The organism is Pseudomonas sp. Bout1, from assembly GCF_034314165.1.
Lineage (GTDB): Bacteria > Pseudomonadota > Gammaproteobacteria > Pseudomonadales > Pseudomonadaceae > Aquipseudomonas.
Genome location: NZ_JAVIWK010000001.1, coordinates 2,566,157 through 2,587,061, shown reverse-complemented (window position 1 = coordinate 2,587,061; position 20,905 = coordinate 2,566,157). Strand labels below are relative to the sequence as shown.

The following is a 20,905-nucleotide window of genomic DNA, read 5'->3' as shown; positions in this document are numbered from 1 at the left end:
TAGATTATGGGAATACCGATTTGCAAGGATATGGGAGCACCCGTAATACTCGCCGGATGGAATTCAAAGATCGTTTAAAGACGGCGCGCCGGCACGCCAAGCTCAACCAGGGCGAATTGGCCGCTAAAGCTGGCATCACGCAGACGTCGATTTCTGACCTTGAGCGTGGAAAATCGAAAGCCACCGCGCACGTCGTGAAGATCGCCGACGCATGCGGGGTGAGCGCCAAATGGCTTTCCGATGAGATCGGGCCAATGCTGGCTCCTGGGTTAACGTCCGGCTCTGGTGAATCGAACATCTCCCCCGCCGCACAGCCCACCAAATCGTTCCGCTATCCGGTTGTGAGCTGGGTTGCCGCCGGCGCCTGGGCGGAAGCAGTGGAGCCCTACCCGGCCGGAATCTCGGACACCTACGAGTTTTCGGAGTACGACGCCAAAGGCCCAGCGTTCTGGCTAACTGTTAAAGGTGACTCGATGACGGCCCCCGCCGGCCAGAGCATCACCGAAGGCACGTTGATCCTGGTAGACACTGAAGCTGAGGTTGCACCGGGTAAGCTGGTCGTGGCCAAGCTTCCGGACAGCAACGAAGCCACATTCAAGAAGCTGGTGAGCGACGGCGGCCGGCTGTTCCTGAAGCCGCTGAACCCGAGCTACCCCATCGAGGCCGTCGACGAGAACTGCCGGATCGTGGGCGTGGTTGTGCAGGCGCTGCAGAAGTTTTATTGATGCTTTCAGGAGGACCTATGGCACTCACTAAGCCCAATCAGGACCTTAAGCGCGACCTGCAAGGCGTCGCCTCAGACCTCAAATGGTCAGCTGTAGAGCTGATGAGGATTGCGGAGCGACTGAGCCTTGCCGGGAACGAGGCGGACGCCCAGGCCGTGCCGAAGATGTGCACGGTGCTTCATGCGGACGAGGATCGGCTGGCCGCGTATGCGGATGAGGTGAAGGCAGGTCAATTAACTCGTATTAAGCCATTGCGTCGACTCTAGGCCTGCGTTCTGACCGGCGGCGTCTCGCGCTGATATGCACCGGGATCCGACAGTTTGTTTCTTTAACCTCTAATTCGCTTCGCAGGGATCGCTTATGCCGGGACGTGTCACAGCAAAGGAAATCATAAGGCAAAGCAGTCAGGGCATTTCGGTTCAGCCTTTTCTTGTTAGAGCAGACGATGACCAAACCTACTTCGTGAAGGGCCTATCCAGAGCGCTTGGGGCCGGTCTGATGTCCGAAGCGCTAGCTGCCGAATTAGGCGCACACCTTGGACTACCAATTCCCCCATGGAGAATCATCGATATCCCTCCGGAATTGATTGACTTCAGCGTTATGGATAACGTTCGAGATCTTGAAGGGGGTCCTGCATTCGGATCCCTACAGGTTGAAAACGCTTCGGACTTGCTCTGGGCGAAGGTCGCCGACATTCCAGCGGAATTAAAGAAGCGAGTGTTGCTCTTCGATTGGTGGATCGGAAATGGCGATCGCGGTCTTGGCCCCCTAGGTGGTAATGTGAATCTAGTTCTCGATCAATCCGGGGGCTTGGCGGTCATAGATCACAACGTAGCATTTGATAGCAGCCTCACAGGCGAGGAATTTAGGATGTACCACGTATTCCGTGACCAGCTAAGCACCCAGACCGGGGAGCTGCTCGCTCGTCTGGAATATTTGCCTATGCTTGACGCGGCTATGGCCGACTGGGGTAGGATCACGTCCCTTTTGCCAGAAGAATGGATAAGGCGTGACTCGGGTCATGGCGATGAAAACGAGCCGACCCTCGAGCAGAGGCTTCAACAACTGGAAAGGTTCAAGGAAGAGCAGTTCTGGGGGCAGCTATGAAACATATTTGTAATTACTCGATATTGAGATTCCTCCCTTACCCTGAAACGGGCGAGTTCGTGAACATTGGCGTTGTCTTGTTAGCGAACAATGGCGAGTTTCATTATAAAATTGAGCCAACCCGTAAGCGTGTGACTCAATTTTTCAAGACCTTGGACCACAAGGTATACATCAGAGCTCGTGACGAAGTTCAGGATGAGTTCAAGAGGCTTGCCGACTTTTTTTACGGGCATCGTGGTGAGCTCTCGTTACTCGCAAGCACCTTCAAGCACCTAATCCACGCTCGTGAAACGATGATGCGATTCAGTAATCCTGGATCTATCGCGACCGACAATATTTCTGCGGTTGTTCAAGAGCTGTATGACCACTATGTCAATCACAGCTTCGCGAACAAGGAGTATCAGGAACGGGTTCTCGAGCGACAGCTTGGAAATCTTCTCGCGGTATCGAATCTGAAACAGAGGTATAAAGAACAGCGTCTAGGGACAAAGGAGTACGAGGTACGTTTCCCCTTTGTTGTATTGGATGACGGTGATGCAGCCCAGGCAATCAAACCCCTTTATTTAGGTCAGAGCGAGCCGTCTCGAATCCTGGATCATGGCGATGCTTGGGTGGCTAAAGTGAAAAGGCTCAGTAAGGCCGACCACCTAGCAAAGGATACTTTGTTTATCGTTGCCCCACCCGAAGGTGGCAACTCGAAATTGCAGAGTGCTTTCGGTGAGGTTGTTGAGGCATTAACCGAGTTCGATGGGGTTAGGGTCGTCAGCAATCGCGAAACGAATGCCGAAATCGTCCAAGAAATTAAGCGCGGCTTACCTACAACAATGCATTGATTCAAGCCCGGCCCAGCGCCGGGCTTCTTGTATCTGCCCTTTCACCCTCGGGCTTCTCTGGTCACCCCGACTCCTGGTGAGCCCGCTTAACCCCTCCTCCCTAGTCGAATCCATTACGGCATATCTTGTTACACCCATTCGCCCGCAGGCACCGCCTGTAGAGAACTACAAACTTCTACTCCAGTCCTAATGCTAGGCGTGCTTTAAACCGTGAGCGCCTGCTGACAACCCATAGAGGTTCAAAAAAATGAAAATGACACTACCCGCCCTAGCTTTGGGTGTCCTCATTTCGCAAGGAGTGATGGCAGCCGGAGATGGCACAGCCGCTCTTGGAGGCGGCGTTGGTGGTGCACTTGGCAACATCGTAGGTCAACAGCTCGGCGGCTCAACGGGCGCGGCGGTAGGCGCAGGCGTAGGTGGTGCTGCCGGCAGTGCTGTCGGCGCTCAGAGAGGCAACAGAGCTGAAGCCGCATTAGGTGGCGGTATCGGCTCGGCTGGTGGCTCGCTCATCGGTAACCGCCTCGGCGGCACGACTGGCTCGACGATCGGCGCAGGTCTCGGCGGCGCTGCGGGTGGCGCGCTAGGAAACAATCTGGCGGACGATGAGAACAATCATCGATCTGATGGCAAGAAGCACAAAGGCAACAACAAGCATAGACACAAGAACAAGCATCGCTAGTTTCTGGCGTTGTTACATCGAAGCCCGGCCTAACGCCGGGCTTTTTGTCTCTATGCCCCCGAGCTGATAAAATCTGCGCCTCTCTCGAATGGACTCGTTTTCATGCGCATATCCCCGATGCCGCTGGCCTTCTTCGCCATGTTCACCAGCATTTCCTTAACCGCCCAAGCCGAATCTCAAAATGACAGAGACATCCACTGCGCGGCCTACTACGAATTGCTTTCAGTAGCTGGTGACCAGCCAGACATAAGCCGCAGTCAGTCCTCAAGAGCCTTCTACGCGCTTCTGGTTCATGCTGGCTATACCCCGCAAGCTCAAGAAGATGTTGCGCAAAAAATGGTGGACTTGCACAAAGAGACACCAGGGCCGATGACGCCAGCTAGCACTGCCAAGTTGCGTGAAAAATACGACGCCGAATGCAAAGTCCTTCTGAAGGCCGCCTGGTGCGAAGCATACAAAGATCCTGGTGCTTGTGAGAGCTGATATCTTGGCGGTAGCAGCATAAGCAGCCGTCATCGAGCCCGGCCCAGCGCCGGGCTTATTGTTTCTGGCATGCCCACAAGACTCATCATCTGGACCTTCCCCAATGCCTTCCATCGTATACGCCAATGAGTTCGACATCTGCGTATCAATGTCCGATTTAGTTTCATGGGTAGGGGACGAGCACTCACCCAATGCGGATTTAGAAGCCGCTTTGAGCGCCGCTGGAATCGAGCTAGACATTGCCAAGCTGTACAACCACTACTTCGAAGACACACCTATTGGTGCTGGTGACGTTCATGTCTATTCGTCTGCCGTGAGCGAGAGCCTAATGGTCATAGACCTGTATAGAGACCTGACCGACCAACTTGATTTGATTACGGTTTCATTGAAAATCGACAAGCCACTTACGCATTTGGTCCTTCCATTACTCAGACGATTTTTTGATGCCGGTGAGTGCCAGGTACTTTTCAGTCAATCTACACACTCACAGCGATTGCGCTCACTGACAGATGAGAGCAGGTACCCTTTGCCGATGGGGGAGAACGGGGACCGACAACAGATAATTTTCCATAAATGATGCGCACGGCTAAGGAGCCACTGCCTTTCACACCCCTTTCACAGTCGGGCGCCTATGGTTACCACAGCTCCTAGCGATCATCCCTTTAAGCCCGCTACTCCCCATCGCGGGCTTTTCTTTGCCTGCGATTTGGAGGGCCGACACTCGCCCTCCCCGACTTACCCGACGACGGCTATACACGCCCACCTACAAAATGACACGATAACGTCTCGCCTTCGTAAGTAGGAATACAGGATGTTCAGTCACGTAACCGTTGGGACAAACGATCTTGATAAGGCATCTACCTTCTATGACGCGCTGCTGATCCCCCTGGGGCTCTGTCGCAGGCCTGTAACGCCTGATGGCGGACCACCTTCGGCATGCTGGATTAAGCCAGATAGCGTTCTCCCTCGTTTTTATGTGTACAGCCCCTATGACCGCAATGAAGCCGGAGCAGGGAATGGCAGCATGGTGGCTTTCACCGCACCATCTCCTAATGCGGTAGACAGCGCCTATGCAGCTGGGCTTCTTGCGGGCGGATCTGATGAAGGTGAACCTGGCCAACGTCCCCACTACGGTGACGGTTACTACGGTGCGTACCTACGTGATCCAGATGGCAACAAGGTGCATATCGCGCATCGTGGAGATTTGGACTTGGCGGAGTAGCCGCCGCTCACCGTATTCGTTTAAAGCCCGCCCAGCGCGGGCTTTTTCATGCCTACCGGAATGCACTCACCATGAAATATGCATTTATGCATGAAACTTCCTGCCGCCCTCTTGCCAAGATATGTCAGTCCAAATACTGTGTATGCGTACAGTACTCGCAAGGAGCGAAGCATGAACCAGGCACCCTACCCCACACCCAAACCGAGAAACTCCTACGAGCTTGTGGGCCGCCGCCTGCAAGGTTTAATCGCCTCTCCCCGGGTCCAAAGGATTCAGTTGGTCGAGGTTTCCAGACGCGACGATGAAAGCCCCGAAGCCTGGCGCCAGGTCATCCAGGATATCGGCGACACCGTCGGAGTAAGGATCGAGCATCTGGGTGACGGCGCCGTCAGGATCGGCTGGCGCGAGTACTGCGACTCATAAAAGAGCCCGCCGTTGAGCGGGCTTTTTATCGCCCCCCATAAAATATATGGGAATACCCATTGACGATAAATATGGGATTACCTATATTTACACCCATCGAGACGCCACAGCGAATCGCCAGCAGAGAAACCTGCGCCGCTCTTTAGCGACACCCCTTGCCGGATAACCACCGGCCCAGATTCAAAGGCAGCGATGAACCGGCCTAAACGGTTCAGAGGGTTGGCAACTGACCCGGGCGTACAGCGTAAAGCGCCAAGAACAGTTATCCAGCGGGAGAACAAGCCGAAAGGCCCGCGGCTGGAGTGACATTTGATTCAAGCCGGTGACCGACGCCAGTTGCGGGTCACGGCGGAAAGCATCACTGAGCAGCCTTCTCGCGAGGGCTGCTTGGGATGACAACCGGAGGAAGTGAAATGCCGAAGTACATGCTCGACTACATCCGGCTATGCCGGGAGTGCAGCCTGGATCTGCGCACCATCGGCAACATGCGCAGCATCGTGATTCCAACGCTGCAGCGTGAAGCAACCGCACTTCGCTGCGCCGTGAGCGGATTTGCCGGGCAATTCCCTGAGCTTGAGCAAGACGCCGAACTGCTGGAATCAGCCATACGCGCCGGGCTCCAGCGGTGCACGCCTCAGCCACACCAGCAAGAGCTGTTCGCAGCATGACGGACCTTTTCACTGATGCCCATCCAGAGCGGTGGGCATTGGGAAAACAACCGATCAAGCACGGAGCCTCAAATGAGCGAACAAACACTTCAAGCGCTGCTGGCCGAGCGCGTCACTGCCTTTGCAAACAGCGACAAGCCAGTCGAAATCATCGACGAGCACGTCAAAAAGATGTTCACCAGCGTAGTCGACAACTGCTTCGGCCGTTACGGCGACATGGGCAAGCAGGTTGAGGAGGCAATCAAAGCTGCGCTTCCGGCCAACCTGACCACCATTTTTGAACTGACGCGCTACAACGCAATGATTGCGGCCGCTCTTAAAGAGAAGTGGGAAAACAGCGGCGTCGAGGCCGACATGGTGCGCCTGGCGCAGCAGCAAATCGACGAAGTGCTGAACAAGGACGCGATGCCAGCGGTGATCAGCCTGCAGGACCTGATGGAAGCCTTCGTCGAGGACCATAAAGAGTCCGCCGCCGAAGAGCACTGGGAGCATCCAGACATTCGCTTTCAGCCATCTGACTACGGTGGCCTGCATATCTACTTCGACAAGAAGCCCAAAGATCATGGCTCCTCAGTTTACTCCCGAAGTTCCGAGCGCAGCGAATACATGCTCGACAACGCCATCCACATCAGCTTCGACCGTAACGGCAAGGATCGTGACGAGGAGGGGCGCGAGGTTGGCACTGTGTACTCCGCCAAGATCGACGGGGAGAAGATCAGCCAGACCCTGCGATTCCGCTCTCCATTCGAGAAGATGGTCGCAGCACTCTACTTCGGCTCCTCGAAGATCATCGTCGACTGCGATGAGGATGAGTTCAGCTACGGCATTTACGACTGAACAACCAACGCCATGACAGCCGGGAAAGACCGGCCCCCTTCCCCACCCCTATTACGTCAGCACTCCTCCCCCGCGCCCATCGGCAACCAGCGGGAGGCATGAGTGTTGACGAATACAGGTGAACCAACGAATGGAGAGAGTCATGGAAACGAAGCACACACCGGGGCCGTGGAATATTAACGGCGTGGTCGAAGGTTCCGGCCAGATTTCTATCTCAGCTGGACGATGCGTGGTTGCGGACGCCCTGAACGCCGTTAGTGCTGGAGACGTGCTCTTTGGCAGGCGGCCAGAGATGCAATGGGCCAACGCCAAGCTGATAGCCGCCGCGCCGGATCTGTTTAAGGCGCTTGAGCGCATTGCTCGACCACATGACTGTGGATGCGGGCCATGCACTGGCTCCTGCACTTCGCAAGAGGCCCTTCAAATCACCGTTGATGAGATTCGGGATTTGGCAAAAGCCGCAATCGCCAAAGCCACCGCGTAACCCCAAACACTGGAGGTCGCCATGAGCGATTCCGCAAGCCTCGCCGAGTCAAAGCGAAGATCACTCGCCTCGTAACTGAGTGGGCAATCGTCACTCTCGACCGAAACGGCAACCTTGATGAGTTCGTCGAGACCATCGAAGAGCTTGAACACATCGATGTGATGGAAGTGCACAGCATCGACCGAGTTATCAGCTACCACGACTGACCCGCCAGCCTGGAGGCGAGCATGAACGCAGCATTGAAGATATGCCAGGAGCGTTACGACGCTCAGTTGCCTCCAGATGTCCGCGAGAGCGACGAGGTGACTGACTGGCTTGAGCATTCGGCGGAACAGTTGGTGTGCGGGATGGACATCAAGTGGAAGCGCCGCTACGGCCAGCCGCAGGTGGTGACGTTCGATCGGTTCTGTACCTACCTGCAGGGCCACCTGAACCAGCGCCAGATAGACGGCCTGGATCAGCGCGATTCGTTTGCCCGCCTGCTGCTGTCGGCGATGCTCGGCAGCCAGAGCGATGCCCGGGCCCACGCTGCCGACCTGCTGGGACAGCAACGCCCGATTGAGGCCGTCGAGAAGATCGCCGTAGCGCTGCTGAGGCCGTATGCCGAAGACGCGGTAGCAGCGGAACGGGAAGAGCGCGAAGACGACGTAGATGCAGACCTATGAGCCCGCACATCCTGATCGATGAGGCCTTAGAAAGCCTTGAGCATCCCGACAGCGAGCCAGGTGCCCAGGCGGTGGTGGCGCGGATGATCACCAACATGCTCACCGGCGACGCGATCACCGTCGAAGAATTCAACCACTACTGCCAGCGCCTGCTGAAAATCACCAGGCAGCGCAAGGAGGCCGCATGACAACGCCCATCGTGAAATCGCTGATCGACGAGCAAATCGAAGAACTGCCCGCCGACCGCATGATTCTGGCCTTCACTCACACCAAGTGGCTGGGCGCCCTTTCGCTGGCACATGACGCTGGCATCCCAAATGTTCACGCCTGGAGTGGCCGGGCCTGCATGTGCGGTGAGTGGACTGTCGCTTATGAGGTGAAGGCATGAAGCTCAGAAGGTTCGACGCGACTGACACCGCGCGCATTCGCGCAGCGCAGAGCAAACGTAACAATCGAATCGAGCACAACTACCGTAACGAAGCTTCTCAGGGGCGGGAGCCTGAGGGTTTGCAGCGGATCGGCAAAGTTTGGAAAGCAGAGTGCAGATCGTGCGGGAATGACTACGTGTTCGACTGCGATGCGCGTGAGTTCCACCCCGATTACAGCTACTGCGGCGGTAGCGAGCGGTGCATACCATGACGACCCGCCAAGCCATCCGCCTGACCTCGGCCATCGTCGGCCTGACCTTCATCGCAGTTGTATTCCTGGGCCCCGCCATCGGCGGCCTGATCACCCAATAAATCATTCCGCACAGCGCCCACCGCAAGGATGGCGCGGGAGATAGTCATGCTCGCAGCAATTGCAGATCGCATCCGTTCCAAATCCTACGAACTTCCCCTGTCCCGCGATTACGTCCGCCACTGGGGCCTGAAAGAGGCCATCCGGGAGCTGGTGCAGAACGCCCTGGATAGTGAGTCACCTTTCGAATACGCCTTCGCTGACGGCCAGCTGTTCATCACCAGCCGCTTTGCAAGGCTGGAGGCCAGCACCCTGGTGCTGGGCAGTACGTCCAAGTCTGACCGCACTGATGCCATCGGCAGCTTCGGCGAGGGCTACAAAATTGCCCTGCTGGTGCTGACCCGGAACGGTTACGACGTGAAGGTTTGGAACGGCAACAAGCAGTGGGTGCCTGAATTCCGGCACAGTGACCAGTTCGACGCCGAAGTGTTGTGCATCAACGAGACCCCGGCGCACCGGCAGAATCAGGGTGTTGAATTCGTCGTCTCCGGCCTCACCGATGATGACGAAGCGGAAATCCGCAGCATGTGCCTGCGCATGCAGCCACCAATGAGCGACGTAATCGGCACCAAGTACGGCCACATCCTGCCCTCCCGGCCCGGAAAGCTTTACGTCGGCACGCTGTTTGTTTGCGACACCGACCTGACCTACGGCTACGACATCCTCCCCGAACACCTGCAGCTTGAGCGTGACCGCCAGACGGTCAGCGGTTGGGACTTGAAACAGGTATCCAAAAACGCCTGGATCGACACCGGGCGCCTGGATGAGGTGGCGGAGAAGATCGAGGCAGGAATTCCCGACGTTGAATACGTCGAGTACGGCAGCACCGAACTGGTGAGAGAGGCCTGCTACAGGTTGTTCCAGCAGAAACACCCGGGCGCCATTGCCGTTCAATCCCAGGAAGAGCTGAACACCCTGGTCAAGCAGGGAATGACCAACACCGTAGTGGTGAGCCGGACATTCCATTCGCAAGTCGCCAACTCGACCTCATACAAACAGCAGGTCGCCCACGTCGTGGCCATCCAGACGCCCAAAGCTGCCCTGGAAGAATGGTACCGCGACAACAAAAAATACATGAGCAGGCTGCCCGCGGCTTCCTTCAAGGAACTGGTCAAGCGTGCTGACGGCTGGAGGAATAAGTGATGTCGACGAACATGCAGATCTGGGAAAAGGTCAGCACGACCGACACCCGTTACACCAAAGCTGCCGAGGTTGGCGGCCAGAAGATCACCAGCCTGAACGGCACGGCGATGATCATGAAAGCCACAGAGATATTCGGGCCTGTCGGCATCGGGTTTGGGTGGTCAGTAATGGAGGAGCGCTTCGACGAAGGCTCAGAAATGGCCAGCGGCGAAGGCGACAAACGCCTCGTACTGGGTCGAGAGCTCAACCACACCATCAAGATTCGCTTCTGGTTCGAATTGGACGGCAAGCGCGGCGAGATCGAGCAGTATGGCTGCACTCGCTACCTCTACAAATCGAAGTTCGGCACGACAACAGATGGCGAGGCGCCGAAGAAGTCGCTGACCGATGCCATCAAGAAGTCGCTGTCGATGCTTGGCTTCAGCGCGGACGTGTTCCTCGGCATGTTTGATGACGCCAGCTATGTCGAGCAGCTCAAAGACGATGAGCGTCTTGAAGATGCAGCCGACAAGGATGCCGAAATAGTGCGCCAGAAACAGGAGCGCATTGACTGGCTAGCATCGGCGGTAGAGACCATCGGCAAGGCGGTAACAGCCTACGAGCTGAAGACGCTCAACGTGAAATACATCCGCGAGGCAACTCGCCGCAACGAACCCACTTTCATAGCGCGAATCACTCGAGCATTTGAGGAGCGCAAAGCTGTGCTTGAAAAAGGCACGGAGGCCGCAGCATGACTCAACTCTACGCACTCACCGGCAAGCTCGCCGAACTCCAGGCTATGGCCGACACCGACGACGAAGGCTTGAAAGAGGCCCTGCAGCACGCCATGGACGAGGTTCAAGGCGACTTCAACGACAAGGCCGACAACATCGTCATGTTGCGCCGGAACATCGAAAGCGACGTGACAGCGATCGACAACGAGATCGAACGCCTGGCCGAACTCAAACGGATCAAGTCCAACAGCGTGGCGCAGATCAGCGACTACCTGCGCCGCAACATGGAAGCCGCCGACATCAAGTCGATCAAGCGCCCGTTGTTCACCATCACCTTGGCCATGGGCAGCGAACGGGTGATCGTTGACAACGAGGATGCGGTGCCGGATGAGTTGACCTCCGTGAAATCAAGCATCACCCCAGACAAAAAAGCCATCGCCTCCAAGCTCAAGGAAATCCGCGATCACAACGAGGTGGTGCGTAAGCGGATGGCCGCCGGTGAAGACGCCGAACACGAACTTCTACCCGAACCAACCTGGGCTCATCTGGAGCGCGGCGACAGTTCGATACGGATCAAGTGAGGCCATCATGATCAGCAACCACCTCAGCATGATCGAGGAACTGCGCCCGGCCTCGGATGAGTTGGCCGCCCAGGTCGCCGAGTTCGTAGCTGCGGGCGGCGAAATCGAAGTGGCCGAGCCTACCCCGCCACCGAAGCCCGTAGTTTATGTGCCTCAGGAGCCGCCGGCGCCGAAGCCGTTTGTTCGGCGGCGGGTTGAGTCGGCTCCACTGCCGATGGCGCCGCTCGATATTCGCACCCAGAAACGCCTTAAGCTCGTGGAGCGAATTCGCGAGCTTGCCCCCACCCACGCAAAGGTTGACGTAGCGGAAGAGCTCGGGATTGACCGGCGCACGGTTTCCACCATCGGCCAGGAGTTCGGGATTACGTTCAAGGCTCCAACCCGGGGCGGCGCGCGAAACCTGGCGCCCCGGCGAGCGGATGCAGCCAGCGATGCGAAATACGCTGAGCGAATCCAGGCATTCCTGGAGCTGGGCCTGACCCGGCGCCAGTGCCTTGGGAGTCTGGCCATGGGGTCAAAAGCCTTTGAGCGGATCATCGCGGCCCACGGCATCGACTACCCAAAAGCAAAACCGGGGCGAACTAAATGCGCCGCATAGCCCGCATCCAGCAACGCAAACGTCAAACCTGGCTCGCACTGCCGGCCAGCGGAATAGAAGAGGTAAGCCATGGCCATGGATCAAAAGACGCGATCTGCAAAGAGCGCGGCGAAACGCAAGGAGCTTGGCGAGGAAGAGTTGCGGCACCGGGTGCGTGCTGGCGACAAGCAGATGCTTGCCGAGCTCATGGCCTGGACTGAAGACACTGAGCAGGCATCGGTGATCGCTGGATGCCTGCGCTATGTGCACTCACTCGGCCGCGATGGCGCACGTGAAGCGCTCCGTTCGCGCCACAAAATCGAAGTTACAGAAAACGTGGCGGCAGAGCTCTACGCCATCGGCCAGCGCCAAGCATCTCGGCTCGACGCCGAAGAAGCCTAAGCCTTGTCGCTATGGCAAAAACGTGTCGATTTCATAGGGTGATCCCGGCGACGAGGTTATTTCACCGGGTGGAGAATTAGTGGGAACGGGGGGAGTTGAACCCCCTGCGGATCTGTCCGGAAGCCACTTAACTTACTCAGTCCTTCGCAATTTGAATACGAACGTTCCCAGAACCGCCCCACCAAACTCAATTGCTGTCGTTGTGCTCATCAGTACTACTCCCAGGTCGATGTCGGTAAAAAATGGGGCTGCCAATGGAAGCGCATACCCGCCTACAGTCACTAGGTCCGATGCTATAGCCAAACTACGGAAGAACGTTTCTTTTAAGCAAGCCTTAAGCCCGTGCTCGTTAGAAATCACACTGAGGCGATTCCTTTAGTCGAAAGATCTTATCTGTCGGTCTTCTTTTATTCAACTGCGTCTACCACCGGTCACGGAGGGCGGCGCCTGACTGGAGATAATCCATGAGCAAGGACACCAAGATTCTGATCCCGGAAATTCCCGGCGAGTGGACCGAGCGCACGCGCAGCGGTTCGAAGTGCATCTGGAATGACGGCTGGCACGGAAAGCCGCATCGTAATGGCCTGCCTTATGTAGAACTCACCGCCCCCGAGAAAGGGTTGTATGCAGAGCGCATCGATGGTGCTTGGTATTGGGTGTCTGGCTGTGCCAAATGCACCGGCAGCGGCGAGCGTTACAGCTACAGCGTCTGCGACATGCACGACGTTTGCCGCCTGTGCAGCACTCACCGCTCGAAGCTCACGCAAACACCGTGGGGCCATCCTGACGGCTTCACCTGCAAACCTTGCCAGGACGCAGAAGACGCCGTTGCGAAAGCCGCAGCGCTGGCCAAGATCGCCGAGACCGACTATGACGAGTGGGATTATCGCGCTCAGGACGAATGCAAATGTCCGCACTGCGCGACGGTCATTCACATTGAAACCGAGGACTACGGCGACAAGAATATCGAGTGCGATACTTGCAAAGGCCTGTTTGAGTTGACCACTGAGTACTCGGTGAGCTTCACCACGAAGGTGATTGGCGAGCGCGTCACGGCCTAACACGCCTCTCCGAAGAGTCTGCCCACTTCGGACCGGAGATCGTAGTCAGGGAAAAGCACTCGCTACAGCTTGAAGAATTCGCCAAAACCGGAGTCGAGACGAGTTAACTAGGCCGGCTGCTCATCGTCGCTCTCTTCGTCGAAATCAATCGGGCCGGTGTATAGATAAAGGTTGTCTTCCAAACCATCGATTCTCGCCCGGACTTCAGCAGGAGTGGCGATAGAAACGTAAATCACGAGGCCGGTGCCATTGTCCTGTTCCTGGATGTCGGTGACGTACTCACCAACCTCCTCCGCGGTAAGGCCGATGTGATCACCGAGAATCTGATTGCGGCGATATTCCTGTGCGTCTTCAAGTTGGCGACTACTCATGATCTAGCCCTTCTATTTTGGATGTCGCCAGAGAGTAGGAAACATCTGACTTTGTGACATCCATTAACAGCTGAACGGTAAATACAACCCACCCTACTCGCTGCATCCGGTAACCGGAGGGCGGCGCCTGACTGGAGATAATCCATGAGCAACTACATGTACAAGACCGCCGCCCCGGCCGTGGTTGCCGCAGTAATCGCCTGGGACGCCAAACGCAAAGAGTGGGACGCCCAGCGCGCCAAGCTTGGCCAGGTGTTTGGTGGTGCAGCCTCGCCGATGCGGTCGGGCAATCGGAGCTATGTTGGTGGCGTGAAGCTCAGTGATAGCCGCGAGCTGGACGTGCACTGGTGCCGCCCCGATCAGTACGGCTACCGCGCTTTGCGCTCAAGCGCCAAGCCTGCGAAAGGAACGCCAAAGGAAGCGCGCGCCGCCCAGGTCGCCGAGCATGAACGCCTGTCGGCTCTCTGGAAGGAACATTGTCCTGCCAGCATCGATATGGACGAAGCCTGGGAGGCAATCGGCCTGAACCCGGGAGCACTGTGGATGTGCGGCGGTGTGTTCTTCGAGTTGGACCGGGTCGTGTACCTGAACCTCGGCCTACGGCTAGAGGATGGAAACGAAAACATCGAGGGCGCCGCCGAGATCCTCGGCAGCGAGTTTGAGTCAGCGCGCGAGAAAGTGCTTGAGCAGCGACAAGCGGCTTAACTTCGCTCCAATTAATCGTCCCGATCCGCCTTATGAATTACATTTGCGCAGTAACCGCAGAAACCGCCGTTGTGCTTGGATTCGTATTTCTCGGGCCAGTCGATACCGTTACGACACCTTTTGCACGCACCTGGCTCATGCTTGCGCAAGACGAAGCTATCAAAGACGTATTGCTGGGGCGGTGAAAGATCTCCGCCTGCGAGGAATGCTTTCGCAGCTCCTATTTCAGCTCCCTCTAAGTAACCGCCTTCTAGAAGTTCACTGACATATCCGCTTTGGCCATCATCTTCTTCAAATGACATAAATCACTCCTTGATCCGGCTCCATGCCGGTCACCCGTAATACCCCATATCAACGAAAACACCAACACCTGAACCAGTCACCGGCTGTTGAGGATGTCCTCAACATTGCTCGCGTGACTACTGGCGGACTCTGCTGCCGAGTAAGCGTCATCGGCAATGTCCCGGGCATCCATGGCGTAGTACGCAGAAACTCCCGCCAAAATCAGCGTGATCAAGTTGGTGGCAATCAGAATTTTGAGCAGCTTGTTCGTATCCATACCGGCTCCTTTGTGAGTCGCACCAATACCCCATATCAACGAATCACGCCAGCCGGCGAGGCAATCGGCTGTCTGGAGCAATTATGAATCCCTACAAGATCATCGGCCCGGCTCAGATCGGCATCAGCGGCGGTCGCACCAGCGGGCACATGGTCTACAAGATCCTCGAGGCCCACGGCGGCGTACTACCGCAAGATGTACATCTGTGCTTCCAGAACACCGGTAAGGAGCGCGAAGAAACGCTGCAATTCATCGACCAGATGGCCAAGCGCTGGGATGTGCACGTTACCTGGATGGAGTGGTGCCGAGTATACGGGCAGCCGGATGACGCCCCCTGGTACAAGCTGGTGGACTTCGAAACCGCAAGCCGCAACGGCGAACCCTTCACCATGATGCTGGACTACTTTGCCGCGTACCGAGCGCAGGAAAAAGGACTGCCGATGTGGTTGCCCAACTTTTCTAACAACGCGTGCACCGCCTACTTGAAGATCAAGATCGGCGAGAAGCATATGCGCTCGCTGGGTTACGACGAGTGGGATTGCGTGATTGGCATTCGAAAGGATGAACCAGGGCGTTACCACCGCATGATGGCCGCTAACGCAAAGGGCGGCGCTCGCTGGGACAGCGTCTGCCCATCCTACACCGCGGGCATTATGAAGGAAAATGTGGCGGCCTTCTGGCAGGTGCAGGACTTTGACCTCGGTATGGATTCAGACCTAGGCAACTGCGATTTGTGCTGGAAAAAGGGCGAAGACAAGCTGTTCAAGGCCATCCAGGCCGAGCCAGAGCGCGTGATCTTCTGGTCCGGCCTGGAGGAAAAATTCAACCAGGTGTTCCGCATGGACCGCCCGAAATACTCCCATCTGGCCTGGTACGCCGAAAACTACAAAGGCCAGATGGATGCGTTTGGCTACTCAGAAGACATCGACTGTTTCTGCGGCGACTAACCCTTCCTGTTTGGCAGGTACCAGCATGTTTTCAGATAGTGAGACTCTGATATCGACTTTCTTTTTATAAATTCGATGGTTAGGTCTGCTTCTGCGATTAGCGTTGGCCCCAACCAACCAGAACCACTTCTCCAACTTTTCTTCGAGCGCTCCAGAATTCGTAGTGTGACAGGGTAGTACTGGGGAAAATTCCTCAGCTCGTAAATGACTGCAAGCTGCTGATCCACATACGGATCCGGGCTATGGCCCTCACCCATGACCAAACCTTTGATCATTAGGTGAAAGGCCTGGAACTGTCTGGTTTCCTCCTCAGCTTTTTTAATGTTGAAGTAATTCCAAACACCCCAGCAACCGGTCACGAACGCCAATGTAAAGCCAAGCGCTCCGCTGTTTGTTTCAATGAAAAACCAAAACTCTTTAAGCATGTCCATGCGCCTTATTTATCCATCGCAACTATAGCGTGCAGACCGCATCGCGCCCATCGGAAAACCGAATCATAAACCAGCCCCACTCCACCGCCCGGGCATGGCCCGGCAAGGAAATCCGTATGAGCCACATTCCTGAAAATTTCAAAATTATCGACGACCTGGAACAATACGAACTAACGATTGCAGCCTATCCAGAAAAGTTCGGCGGGCGCGATGAGGACAACGACCTGTGGGATGAGGTTATCGAATTCTTTGAAGAGACCATCGCTGACCCTGAGCTTGTGCTTGATCTGCTTTCGCGACTCATCTACCTGACCATGCCGATGGGCTCTCCGCTCAGTGGTCGCGTATGCCACGTGCTGGGCGTGCCGGCAATCCTCAAGGATGGCTCCATCGGCATGATGTCCGCTGTCAGCCGCGAGGTTGCGATCACCCCGCCGGTTGTGAATGCCCATGATCTGGTAACGAGGAATGACTCGTGAGCGAAGTTCATCGATACAAAGTCGTGAAAATGCTTTCCGAAGATGGAAACCGCATCAGCTACGACCCGCACGGGCCTGAGGTTGTGCTCGCCTCGGCCTTCGACGGAGCAACCCGCCTCTTTCTGGACGCTGCCGAGCGCTGCGTTGCCTCGGAACGCCGGGAGAAGGAACTGCAACAGCGCCTGACCGCAGCGGATGAGCGCTGGGACGAGTTGGTCAGTGCGGTACGGTCAATCAACCGCAGCCCGCACTACATGGTCAAATCGATTGACGACGACCAACCGCAGTACAGACAGCGCAAGGAATGGATTGATTGGGTGCTTGGGCTTTGCGATGCAGCGCCTACCTCCGGCGAGCGATCCAACAAGGACTACGCCATCGAGCACGCCGAATACATGGCCAAGTCCGCCGATGACGTGCTGGCGAAGTTCCAGTCATACGGCCCGGCGCTCCTGGCCTGCGATGAAGGCGGTGACGACGGCGAAGGTGAGCTGCTTGAGAATATCGACTCTGCCCGCGGTGATCTGCAGGAGTCACTGGTAGATCTGCGCAGCATGGTTTACGAATTTCGCAAACGTAGCGCCAAATCCCGATAGGAGTACATCCGTACTCCTCCCGCAAAACCTGTAACCCCTCCCCCTTCAAAGTCAGCCGCTATAGTGGCAAGGACGAAGTCATGCCTGAAGAAACTTCGAAAGCCTGGCCGGACCACTACCGCTTCATCGACACCATCGGCCCAGAAGGCGTTGAGGTTCACTGCATCACCTACCAGGTGATCGGCGAAACCGAACAGTGCTACTACATCGGCGACACCCATACCTGCGCGATGGTCAAAGGTCCTCAATACAGCTGGACTGCTGAGGCGATCAAGAAACGTCGCAAGCGCGTGCTGAAAGAAGGTGGCGAGTGGGGTCGGCGCTTCGCCTACACCAAGAAGGCGCTGGCACTGCGCTCGTACAAGGCCCGCAAAGCATGGCAGATGAAGCATGCCCAGTTGTCCATGGAGCGTGCGAAGGCGGCAATCGGCTACTTCGGCAACCATGAAGTCGAAAGCACCGTGCCGACCGAGGCCGTGACCATCCCGAGCGAATACATCCAGGGGTTGAATTGGGGAGATTACTGATGATCGCCACCCTCTGGTTCGCCTACGTCTTCATCTACAAGGGGCCGAGGCCATGAAGGCCCGCATCGAGAAGAAGTTGAGCAAGGGCCTTGTGCGTCTTTGCCCGTCTGTCTATCGCCGGGCCTGGATCGACAAGGATGAGCCGTCGCGTCTGGCCTATAAGCAAAACACACGGGTGAGTCACGTCCTATCCGTTGGTGGCGGAACTGACTGGCAGGGTGATGGCGAGGACGCTTTCACCACCTGGGCTGACTGGCTGTCGCACTGGCCTTGGCATGGCCCTTTCGCGGTCTACCCGGACGGCCATGAACATCAGTTCTTCCCGAACACGGAAGGCTTCAGGCCGACCACGCGCAACCTGTTAAAGCTGGCCGCCGACTGCGAGCGCGCCTCGAAAGCCAAGCCCTAACCCCAATCCCCCTACATGCCTGCCGGTGAGCGGCGGGCGAGGTATTCCTATGTCAGCAGTTCAGCGATTTCACGAAGCAGCCAACGACGCCCTGGTCAAACTCAGCGGCTACTGCCCGCCAGGCGCCAAGCTTGCCCTGGTCATTGTCACCCCGGGCGAGCCAGAGCGAGACATCATCCTGGAAGATCAGGGCCTGGATCGAAACGATGTGGTCAGCGCCCTGCGCCGGCGCGGCCTGAGTATCGACGGCGACAACGCCTACAAGCGCGACCTGTGTGACGCGATTGTCGGGGCTCTGGCCATGGGCGCCCAGAACACGAACCCGCCGCCAGCGGATCACTGGGGTCAGCGGTTCTGGGATATCGGTCGCGAGGAACGCGCCAGCAGCGAGCAACTGCTGAAAGCACTGACAGCGCTCACCCAAGTGGCAGACGAATGCGAGCAGATTGCCAGCAACTATAGCGGCACCATCGACGGCATCTTCGAACACGGCGGAGACGATCACGAAGATCCGAGCTGCGCGATCTTCCACCGCCTGTACTACGCCATGTTCGACGCGCGGGCCGCAATCAAGAAAGCCACCACCTAACCAACCTTCTGCCGCCCAGCGCGGCAAGGACACCATATGTTCGCAATCAAACTCACCCTGATCCTGCTGGGCGCTTTGCTGTACCTGGTCGGTAGCGGCTGCTGGTTCTTTTGGCTCGGCCCCCACCTTCTGGCGGACGGCGAAACAGCCGACATCCTCTACGCCTTCGCCGGCACCTGCGGCTGGATGCTGGTCACCTTCAGCCTGGTCGTTCACATCATCAAGACAGCGCGGCCCACTGCGGCCGGCGGGAGGTAGCTATGGGGGCACAGCAACTGATACCCCGATTCATACGAGCAAAGGAAGCACCAGGCTATTTAGGTATGTGTCGCGCAATTTTCGACGAAACCGTCCGGCCTTACGTGAGCGAATTTCCCATTGGCGGCCGCGGCGTAGGGTTCGATCGGCAGGAGCTTGACGACTGGGCAACGGCATATGTCGAGGCAAAGTCGATTGATAAAAAAGGCGCAACGGAGCAACAATCGCCCCGCAGCGAGCGCCAGAAAGGAGATAAATCATGGCGCGAAAATCGATCACAGGCCTCTCTCAGCGGAAAGGTATCTGGCACATCGACAAGAAAATCAACGGAGAACGACTTTACGAAAGCACTGGAACTGGTGACCGGGAGGAAGCGGAGCGCTACTTGATCTACCGGCTTGAGCAGATCCGCCAACAGAAGGTGTATGGAGTAAAGAAGGTGAGAATCTGGCGGGAGGCGGCGACTCGCTTCTTGCTGGAGTTCAAAGACCAGCCGTCAATCAAGCTATCTGCCCATCACCTTTCACAGCTGGATCCTTTCATTGGCGACATGCCGCTGACCCACATTGATGACCAAGCCCTGGTGCCTTTCATCAAGGACAGGCTGGCGACAAAGAAGCTGGAATGCGGAAAGGTGAAGAAAGGTGTCAGCAACAGAACGGTGAATATCTCGATCGAGCGTGTGGTTCGGGTTTTGTCGTTGTGTGCCAGGAAGTGGAGAGATGATGAGCGTAGGCCGTGGCTGGATAGCGTGCCGATGCTCACGAAACTGGAAGAGAAGAAATCGAGCCGCAAGCCGTACCCAATGTCGTGGCCGGAGCAATCAATTCTTTTTGGAGAGTTGCCGGCCCACCTGCAAACGATGGCGCTGTTCAAGGTGAACACTGGGACGCGGGAGCAGGAGGTTTGCAAGCTGAGGTGGGATTGGGAGATCGCGGTACCGGAACTGGGCACCAGCGTATTTCTGATACCGGCCGACTTCGGTGGCCGGCATGAGCGCTCCGGCGTGAAGAACGGTGACGAGAGGCTGGTGGTGCTGAATAGCGTGGCCAGGTCGATCATTGAAAAGCAGCGCGGTATCAGCAAGGAATGGGTTTTCCCTTACAACGGTACCGCTATGCACCGTATGAACGACTCGGCCTGGAAGAAGGCGCGGGTGAGAGCGGCGAAACTCTGGCAGGAGGAAAACCTTCGCCCCGCTCACCCAGGTTATGCATCCATAAGGATTCATGACCTCAAGCACACATTTGGCCGCCGCCTGCGTGCGGCAGGCGTAACCGAAGAAGATCGCAAGGCCCTTCTGGGGCACAAGAACGGCAGCATCACCAGTCACTACTCGGGCGCTGAACTCGGGCATCTGATCGAAGCTGCAAACATGGTATCAGCAACCGATTCTCGCGGGCCGGTTCTGACAATCTTGAAGAGGAAGCAGGCGTGAGAAAACGACAAGTCACGCAAAAGTCACGCACATGAAAAAGGCCAATGCTGTGAACATTGGCCTAAGTCATTGAAAAATATGGTCGGGACGGAGTGATTCGAACACTCGACCCCTAGCACCCCATTCAGTTAAGCACTAGACATCCATAGTTCTCACAACACCTCTATAGAATCATAAACCCCAGTAAAATAAGACCTTTAAGCGATTAACTCTTCCAACAACCGCTATCCTGACCTACCCTTAGCTGACGGATCC

The 20,905-nt window shown here is 56.7% G+C and carries 34 protein-coding genes; 30 read left to right on the top strand and 4 right to left on the bottom strand.

The annotated features are described in order from the left end of the window. Positions 1 to 56 precede the first annotated feature (56 nt). The 21 genes from RGV33_RS12010 to RGV33_RS11910 all read left to right on the top strand — a co-directional run bounded on the left by RGV33_RS12010 (position 57) and on the right by RGV33_RS11910 (position 13,341). Positions 57 to 725 (top strand): XRE family transcriptional regulator, encoded by a 669-nt coding sequence (locus RGV33_RS12010; RefSeq protein ID WP_322144392.1) that lies wholly within the window; start codon positions 57 to 59, stop codon positions 723 to 725. A gap of 17 nt (positions 726 to 742) precedes the next feature. Continuing rightward, positions 743 to 991, top strand: coding sequence for a hypothetical protein (locus RGV33_RS12005; protein WP_322144391.1), 249 nt, complete (start codon positions 743 to 745; stop codon positions 989 to 991). A gap of 94 nt (positions 992 to 1,085) precedes the next feature. After that, on the top strand, positions 1,086 to 1,832 hold the full coding sequence (locus RGV33_RS12000; RefSeq protein WP_094987767.1) for a HipA family kinase: 747 nt from the start codon (positions 1,086 to 1,088) through the stop codon (positions 1,830 to 1,832). Further along, on the top strand, positions 1,829 to 2,665 hold the full coding sequence (locus RGV33_RS11995) for a DUF3037 domain-containing protein (protein ID WP_094987768.1): 837 nt from the start codon (positions 1,829 to 1,831) through the stop codon (positions 2,663 to 2,665). Before RGV33_RS12000 ends, RGV33_RS11995 begins: the two co-directional genes overlap by 4 nt. Before the next feature lie 247 nt (positions 2,666 to 2,912). After that, positions 2,913 to 3,344, top strand: a complete 432-nt coding sequence (locus RGV33_RS11990) for a hypothetical protein (RefSeq protein WP_322144390.1) — start codon at positions 2,913 to 2,915, stop codon at positions 3,342 to 3,344. A 102-nt stretch (positions 3,345 to 3,446) separates the two neighbouring features. Next, positions 3,447 to 3,827, top strand: coding sequence for a hypothetical protein (locus RGV33_RS11985; RefSeq protein WP_322144389.1), 381 nt, complete (start codon positions 3,447 to 3,449; stop codon positions 3,825 to 3,827). Between the two features lie 103 nt (positions 3,828 to 3,930). After that, positions 3,931 to 4,404, top strand: a complete 474-nt coding sequence (locus tag RGV33_RS11980) for a hypothetical protein (RefSeq protein WP_322144388.1) — start codon at positions 3,931 to 3,933, stop codon at positions 4,402 to 4,404. A 234-nt stretch (positions 4,405 to 4,638) separates the two neighbouring features. Beyond that, a complete protein-coding gene (locus RGV33_RS11975; protein ID WP_322144387.1) occupies positions 4,639 to 5,049 on the top strand; it encodes a VOC family protein in 411 nt (136 codons plus the stop codon). A 171-nt stretch (positions 5,050 to 5,220) separates the two neighbouring features. Next, a complete protein-coding gene (locus RGV33_RS11970; RefSeq protein WP_322144386.1) occupies positions 5,221 to 5,472 on the top strand; it encodes a DUF1654 domain-containing protein in 252 nt (83 codons plus the stop codon). Positions 5,473 to 5,885: 413 nt separating this feature from the next. Further along, positions 5,886 to 6,140, top strand: a complete 255-nt coding sequence (locus RGV33_RS11965; protein WP_322144385.1) for a hypothetical protein — start codon at positions 5,886 to 5,888, stop codon at positions 6,138 to 6,140. 72 nt (positions 6,141 to 6,212) lie between these two features. Further along, entirely contained in the window at positions 6,213 to 6,977 is a 765-nt protein-coding gene (locus RGV33_RS11960) for a hypothetical protein (protein WP_322144384.1), read from the top strand. A gap of 142 nt (positions 6,978 to 7,119) precedes the next feature. After that, positions 7,120 to 7,461 carry a hypothetical protein gene (locus tag RGV33_RS11955; RefSeq protein ID WP_169366819.1) on the top strand — a complete coding sequence of 114 codons (342 nt, stop codon included), beginning with the start codon at positions 7,120 to 7,122 and terminating at the stop codon, positions 7,459 to 7,461. A gap of 227 nt (positions 7,462 to 7,688) precedes the next feature. Then, positions 7,689 to 8,126: a hypothetical protein gene (locus RGV33_RS11950; RefSeq protein ID WP_322144383.1), complete on the top strand. Its 438-nt coding sequence runs from the start codon at positions 7,689 to 7,691 to the stop codon at positions 8,124 to 8,126. Continuing rightward, complete coding sequence (locus RGV33_RS11945; protein ID WP_322144382.1) at positions 8,123 to 8,314, top strand: hypothetical protein; 192 nt, start codon at positions 8,123 to 8,125, stop codon at positions 8,312 to 8,314. The genes RGV33_RS11950 and RGV33_RS11945 overlap by 4 nt, the downstream gene beginning before the upstream one ends. Beyond that, the gene (locus RGV33_RS11940; RefSeq protein ID WP_177141930.1) at positions 8,311 to 8,514 is read left to right on the top strand and encodes a hypothetical protein; all 204 of its coding nucleotides are present in this window, start codon (positions 8,311 to 8,313) and stop codon (positions 8,512 to 8,514) included. Before RGV33_RS11945 ends, RGV33_RS11940 begins: the two co-directional genes overlap by 4 nt. 398 nt (positions 8,515 to 8,912) lie before the next feature. Continuing rightward, complete coding sequence (locus RGV33_RS11935; RefSeq protein ID WP_322144381.1) at positions 8,913 to 10,007, top strand: hypothetical protein; 1,095 nt, start codon at positions 8,913 to 8,915, stop codon at positions 10,005 to 10,007. Further along, the gene (locus RGV33_RS11930; RefSeq protein ID WP_322144380.1) at positions 10,007 to 10,741 is read left to right on the top strand and encodes a hypothetical protein; all 735 of its coding nucleotides are present in this window, start codon (positions 10,007 to 10,009) and stop codon (positions 10,739 to 10,741) included. Before RGV33_RS11935 ends, RGV33_RS11930 begins: the two co-directional genes overlap by 1 nt. Further along, complete coding sequence (locus tag RGV33_RS11925; RefSeq protein ID WP_322144379.1) at positions 10,738 to 11,301, top strand: siphovirus Gp157 family protein; 564 nt, start codon at positions 10,738 to 10,740, stop codon at positions 11,299 to 11,301. Before RGV33_RS11930 ends, RGV33_RS11925 begins: the two co-directional genes overlap by 4 nt. 7 nt (positions 11,302 to 11,308) lie before the next feature. Beyond that, complete coding sequence (locus tag RGV33_RS11920) at positions 11,309 to 11,899, top strand: hypothetical protein (protein ID WP_322144378.1); 591 nt, start codon at positions 11,309 to 11,311, stop codon at positions 11,897 to 11,899. A 69-nt stretch (positions 11,900 to 11,968) separates the two neighbouring features. After that, positions 11,969 to 12,280 (top strand): hypothetical protein, encoded by a 312-nt coding sequence (locus tag RGV33_RS11915; RefSeq protein ID WP_322144377.1) that lies wholly within the window; start codon positions 11,969 to 11,971, stop codon positions 12,278 to 12,280. A 464-nt stretch (positions 12,281 to 12,744) separates the two neighbouring features. Next, positions 12,745 to 13,341: a hypothetical protein gene (locus tag RGV33_RS11910; RefSeq protein WP_322144376.1), complete on the top strand. Its 597-nt coding sequence runs from the start codon at positions 12,745 to 12,747 to the stop codon at positions 13,339 to 13,341. 107 nt (positions 13,342 to 13,448) lie between these two features. On the opposite strand, the gene RGV33_RS11905 is transcribed toward RGV33_RS11910, so the two are convergent. Beyond that, positions 13,449 to 13,712, bottom strand: coding sequence for a hypothetical protein (locus tag RGV33_RS11905; protein WP_177141999.1), 264 nt, complete (start codon positions 13,710 to 13,712; stop codon positions 13,449 to 13,451). Between the two features lie 144 nt (positions 13,713 to 13,856). On the opposite strand from RGV33_RS11905, the gene RGV33_RS11900 reads away from it, so the two are divergent. Beyond that, positions 13,857 to 14,417, top strand: a complete 561-nt coding sequence (locus RGV33_RS11900) for a hypothetical protein (protein WP_322144375.1) — start codon at positions 13,857 to 13,859, stop codon at positions 14,415 to 14,417. 11 nt (positions 14,418 to 14,428) lie between these two features. Here RGV33_RS11900 and RGV33_RS11895 read toward each other — a convergent pair whose 3' ends face one another. Together RGV33_RS11895 and RGV33_RS11890 are read right to left on the bottom strand one after the other, a co-directional pair. After that, positions 14,429 to 14,719, bottom strand: coding sequence for a hypothetical protein (locus tag RGV33_RS11895; protein WP_322144374.1), 291 nt, complete (start codon positions 14,717 to 14,719; stop codon positions 14,429 to 14,431). Between the two features lie 77 nt (positions 14,720 to 14,796). After that, positions 14,797 to 14,976 (bottom strand): hypothetical protein, encoded by a 180-nt coding sequence (locus tag RGV33_RS11890; protein WP_034120927.1) that lies wholly within the window; start codon positions 14,974 to 14,976, stop codon positions 14,797 to 14,799. Positions 14,977 to 15,059: 83 nt separating this feature from the next. Between RGV33_RS11890 and RGV33_RS11885 the strand changes: the two genes are divergently transcribed. Next, positions 15,060 to 15,923 carry a hypothetical protein gene (locus RGV33_RS11885; RefSeq protein ID WP_322144373.1) on the top strand — a complete coding sequence of 288 codons (864 nt, stop codon included), beginning with the start codon at positions 15,060 to 15,062 and terminating at the stop codon, positions 15,921 to 15,923. Here the strand turns inward: RGV33_RS11885 and RGV33_RS11880 are convergent. Then, positions 15,920 to 16,348 (bottom strand): hypothetical protein, encoded by a 429-nt coding sequence (locus RGV33_RS11880; protein ID WP_322144372.1) that lies wholly within the window; start codon positions 16,346 to 16,348, stop codon positions 15,920 to 15,922. The genes RGV33_RS11885 and RGV33_RS11880 overlap by 4 nt on opposite strands. A 122-nt stretch (positions 16,349 to 16,470) precedes the next feature. Here RGV33_RS11880 and RGV33_RS11875 point away from each other — a divergent pair, with 122 nt between their 5' ends. The 7 genes from RGV33_RS11875 to RGV33_RS11845 all read left to right on the top strand — a co-directional run bounded on the left by RGV33_RS11875 (position 16,471) and on the right by RGV33_RS11845 (position 20,650). Next, positions 16,471 to 16,833, top strand: coding sequence for a hypothetical protein (locus tag RGV33_RS11875; RefSeq protein ID WP_322144371.1), 363 nt, complete (start codon positions 16,471 to 16,473; stop codon positions 16,831 to 16,833). Further along, positions 16,830 to 17,429, top strand: coding sequence for a hypothetical protein (locus tag RGV33_RS11870; protein WP_322144370.1), 600 nt, complete (start codon positions 16,830 to 16,832; stop codon positions 17,427 to 17,429). The genes RGV33_RS11875 and RGV33_RS11870 overlap by 4 nt, the downstream gene beginning before the upstream one ends. 80 nt (positions 17,430 to 17,509) lie before the next feature. Next, positions 17,510 to 17,956, top strand: a complete 447-nt coding sequence (locus tag RGV33_RS11865; RefSeq protein ID WP_322144369.1) for a hypothetical protein — start codon at positions 17,510 to 17,512, stop codon at positions 17,954 to 17,956. Positions 17,957 to 18,008: 52 nt separating this feature from the next. Then, positions 18,009 to 18,365 carry a hypothetical protein gene (locus RGV33_RS11860; protein ID WP_322144368.1) on the top strand — a complete coding sequence of 119 codons (357 nt, stop codon included), beginning with the start codon at positions 18,009 to 18,011 and terminating at the stop codon, positions 18,363 to 18,365. A 49-nt stretch (positions 18,366 to 18,414) separates the two neighbouring features. Continuing rightward, on the top strand, positions 18,415 to 18,954 hold the full coding sequence (locus tag RGV33_RS11855) for a hypothetical protein (RefSeq protein ID WP_322144367.1): 540 nt from the start codon (positions 18,415 to 18,417) through the stop codon (positions 18,952 to 18,954). Between the two features lie 36 nt (positions 18,955 to 18,990). Continuing rightward, complete coding sequence (locus RGV33_RS11850; RefSeq protein ID WP_322144366.1) at positions 18,991 to 19,212, top strand: hypothetical protein; 222 nt, start codon at positions 18,991 to 18,993, stop codon at positions 19,210 to 19,212. 259 nt (positions 19,213 to 19,471) lie between these two features. Continuing rightward, the gene (locus RGV33_RS11845; RefSeq protein WP_106118489.1) at positions 19,472 to 20,650 is read left to right on the top strand and encodes a tyrosine-type recombinase/integrase; all 1,179 of its coding nucleotides are present in this window, start codon (positions 19,472 to 19,474) and stop codon (positions 20,648 to 20,650) included. The last annotated feature ends 255 nt before the right edge of the window (positions 20,651 to 20,905 follow it).

What these genes read in the sequence shown, in the direction of transcription:
- RGV33_RS12010 (WP_322144392.1), top strand. Translation starts at nt 57, where the DNA reads ATGGAATTCAAAGATCGTTTAAAGACGGCGCGCCGGCACGCCAAGCTC.
- RGV33_RS12005 (WP_322144391.1), top strand. Translation starts at nt 743, where the DNA reads ATGGCACTCACTAAGCCCAATCAGGACCTTAAGCGCGACCTGCAAGGC.
- RGV33_RS12000 (WP_094987767.1), top strand. Translation starts at nt 1,086, where the DNA reads ATGCCGGGACGTGTCACAGCAAAGGAAATCATAAGGCAAAGCAGTCAG.
- RGV33_RS11995 (WP_094987768.1), top strand. Translation starts at nt 1,829, where the DNA reads ATGAAACATATTTGTAATTACTCGATATTGAGATTCCTCCCTTACCCT.
- RGV33_RS11990 (WP_322144390.1), top strand. Translation starts at nt 2,913, where the DNA reads ATGAAAATGACACTACCCGCCCTAGCTTTGGGTGTCCTCATTTCGCAA.
- RGV33_RS11985 (WP_322144389.1), top strand. Translation starts at nt 3,447, where the DNA reads ATGCGCATATCCCCGATGCCGCTGGCCTTCTTCGCCATGTTCACCAGC.
- RGV33_RS11980 (WP_322144388.1), top strand. Translation starts at nt 3,931, where the DNA reads ATGCCTTCCATCGTATACGCCAATGAGTTCGACATCTGCGTATCAATG.
- RGV33_RS11975 (WP_322144387.1), top strand. Translation starts at nt 4,639, where the DNA reads ATGTTCAGTCACGTAACCGTTGGGACAAACGATCTTGATAAGGCATCT.
- RGV33_RS11970 (WP_322144386.1), top strand. Translation starts at nt 5,221, where the DNA reads ATGAACCAGGCACCCTACCCCACACCCAAACCGAGAAACTCCTACGAG.
- RGV33_RS11965 (WP_322144385.1), top strand. Translation starts at nt 5,886, where the DNA reads ATGCCGAAGTACATGCTCGACTACATCCGGCTATGCCGGGAGTGCAGC.
- RGV33_RS11960 (WP_322144384.1), top strand. Translation starts at nt 6,213, where the DNA reads ATGAGCGAACAAACACTTCAAGCGCTGCTGGCCGAGCGCGTCACTGCC.
- RGV33_RS11955 (WP_169366819.1), top strand. Translation starts at nt 7,120, where the DNA reads ATGGAAACGAAGCACACACCGGGGCCGTGGAATATTAACGGCGTGGTC.
- RGV33_RS11950 (WP_322144383.1), top strand. Translation starts at nt 7,689, where the DNA reads ATGAACGCAGCATTGAAGATATGCCAGGAGCGTTACGACGCTCAGTTG.
- RGV33_RS11945 (WP_322144382.1), top strand. Translation starts at nt 8,123, where the DNA reads ATGAGCCCGCACATCCTGATCGATGAGGCCTTAGAAAGCCTTGAGCAT.
- RGV33_RS11940 (WP_177141930.1), top strand. Translation starts at nt 8,311, where the DNA reads ATGACAACGCCCATCGTGAAATCGCTGATCGACGAGCAAATCGAAGAA.
- RGV33_RS11935 (WP_322144381.1), top strand. Translation starts at nt 8,913, where the DNA reads ATGCTCGCAGCAATTGCAGATCGCATCCGTTCCAAATCCTACGAACTT.
- RGV33_RS11930 (WP_322144380.1), top strand. Translation starts at nt 10,007, where the DNA reads ATGTCGACGAACATGCAGATCTGGGAAAAGGTCAGCACGACCGACACC.
- RGV33_RS11925 (WP_322144379.1), top strand. Translation starts at nt 10,738, where the DNA reads ATGACTCAACTCTACGCACTCACCGGCAAGCTCGCCGAACTCCAGGCT.
- RGV33_RS11920 (WP_322144378.1), top strand. Translation starts at nt 11,309, where the DNA reads ATGATCAGCAACCACCTCAGCATGATCGAGGAACTGCGCCCGGCCTCG.
- RGV33_RS11915 (WP_322144377.1), top strand. Translation starts at nt 11,969, where the DNA reads ATGGCCATGGATCAAAAGACGCGATCTGCAAAGAGCGCGGCGAAACGC.
- RGV33_RS11910 (WP_322144376.1), top strand. Translation starts at nt 12,745, where the DNA reads ATGAGCAAGGACACCAAGATTCTGATCCCGGAAATTCCCGGCGAGTGG.
- RGV33_RS11905 (WP_177141999.1), bottom strand. Translation starts at nt 13,712, where the DNA reads ATGAGTAGTCGCCAACTTGAAGACGCACAGGAATATCGCCGCAATCAG.
- RGV33_RS11900 (WP_322144375.1), top strand. Translation starts at nt 13,857, where the DNA reads ATGAGCAACTACATGTACAAGACCGCCGCCCCGGCCGTGGTTGCCGCA.
- RGV33_RS11895 (WP_322144374.1), bottom strand. Translation starts at nt 14,719, where the DNA reads ATGTCATTTGAAGAAGATGATGGCCAAAGCGGATATGTCAGTGAACTT.
- RGV33_RS11890 (WP_034120927.1), bottom strand. Translation starts at nt 14,976, where the DNA reads ATGGATACGAACAAGCTGCTCAAAATTCTGATTGCCACCAACTTGATC.
- RGV33_RS11885 (WP_322144373.1), top strand. Translation starts at nt 15,060, where the DNA reads ATGAATCCCTACAAGATCATCGGCCCGGCTCAGATCGGCATCAGCGGC.
- RGV33_RS11880 (WP_322144372.1), bottom strand. Translation starts at nt 16,348, where the DNA reads ATGCTTAAAGAGTTTTGGTTTTTCATTGAAACAAACAGCGGAGCGCTT.
- RGV33_RS11875 (WP_322144371.1), top strand. Translation starts at nt 16,471, where the DNA reads ATGAGCCACATTCCTGAAAATTTCAAAATTATCGACGACCTGGAACAA.
- RGV33_RS11865 (WP_322144369.1), top strand. Translation starts at nt 17,510, where the DNA reads ATGCCTGAAGAAACTTCGAAAGCCTGGCCGGACCACTACCGCTTCATC.
- RGV33_RS11860 (WP_322144368.1), top strand. Translation starts at nt 18,009, where the DNA reads ATGAAGGCCCGCATCGAGAAGAAGTTGAGCAAGGGCCTTGTGCGTCTT.
- RGV33_RS11855 (WP_322144367.1), top strand. Translation starts at nt 18,415, where the DNA reads ATGTCAGCAGTTCAGCGATTTCACGAAGCAGCCAACGACGCCCTGGTC.
- RGV33_RS11850 (WP_322144366.1), top strand. Translation starts at nt 18,991, where the DNA reads ATGTTCGCAATCAAACTCACCCTGATCCTGCTGGGCGCTTTGCTGTAC.
- RGV33_RS11845 (WP_106118489.1), top strand. Translation starts at nt 19,472, where the DNA reads ATGGCGCGAAAATCGATCACAGGCCTCTCTCAGCGGAAAGGTATCTGG.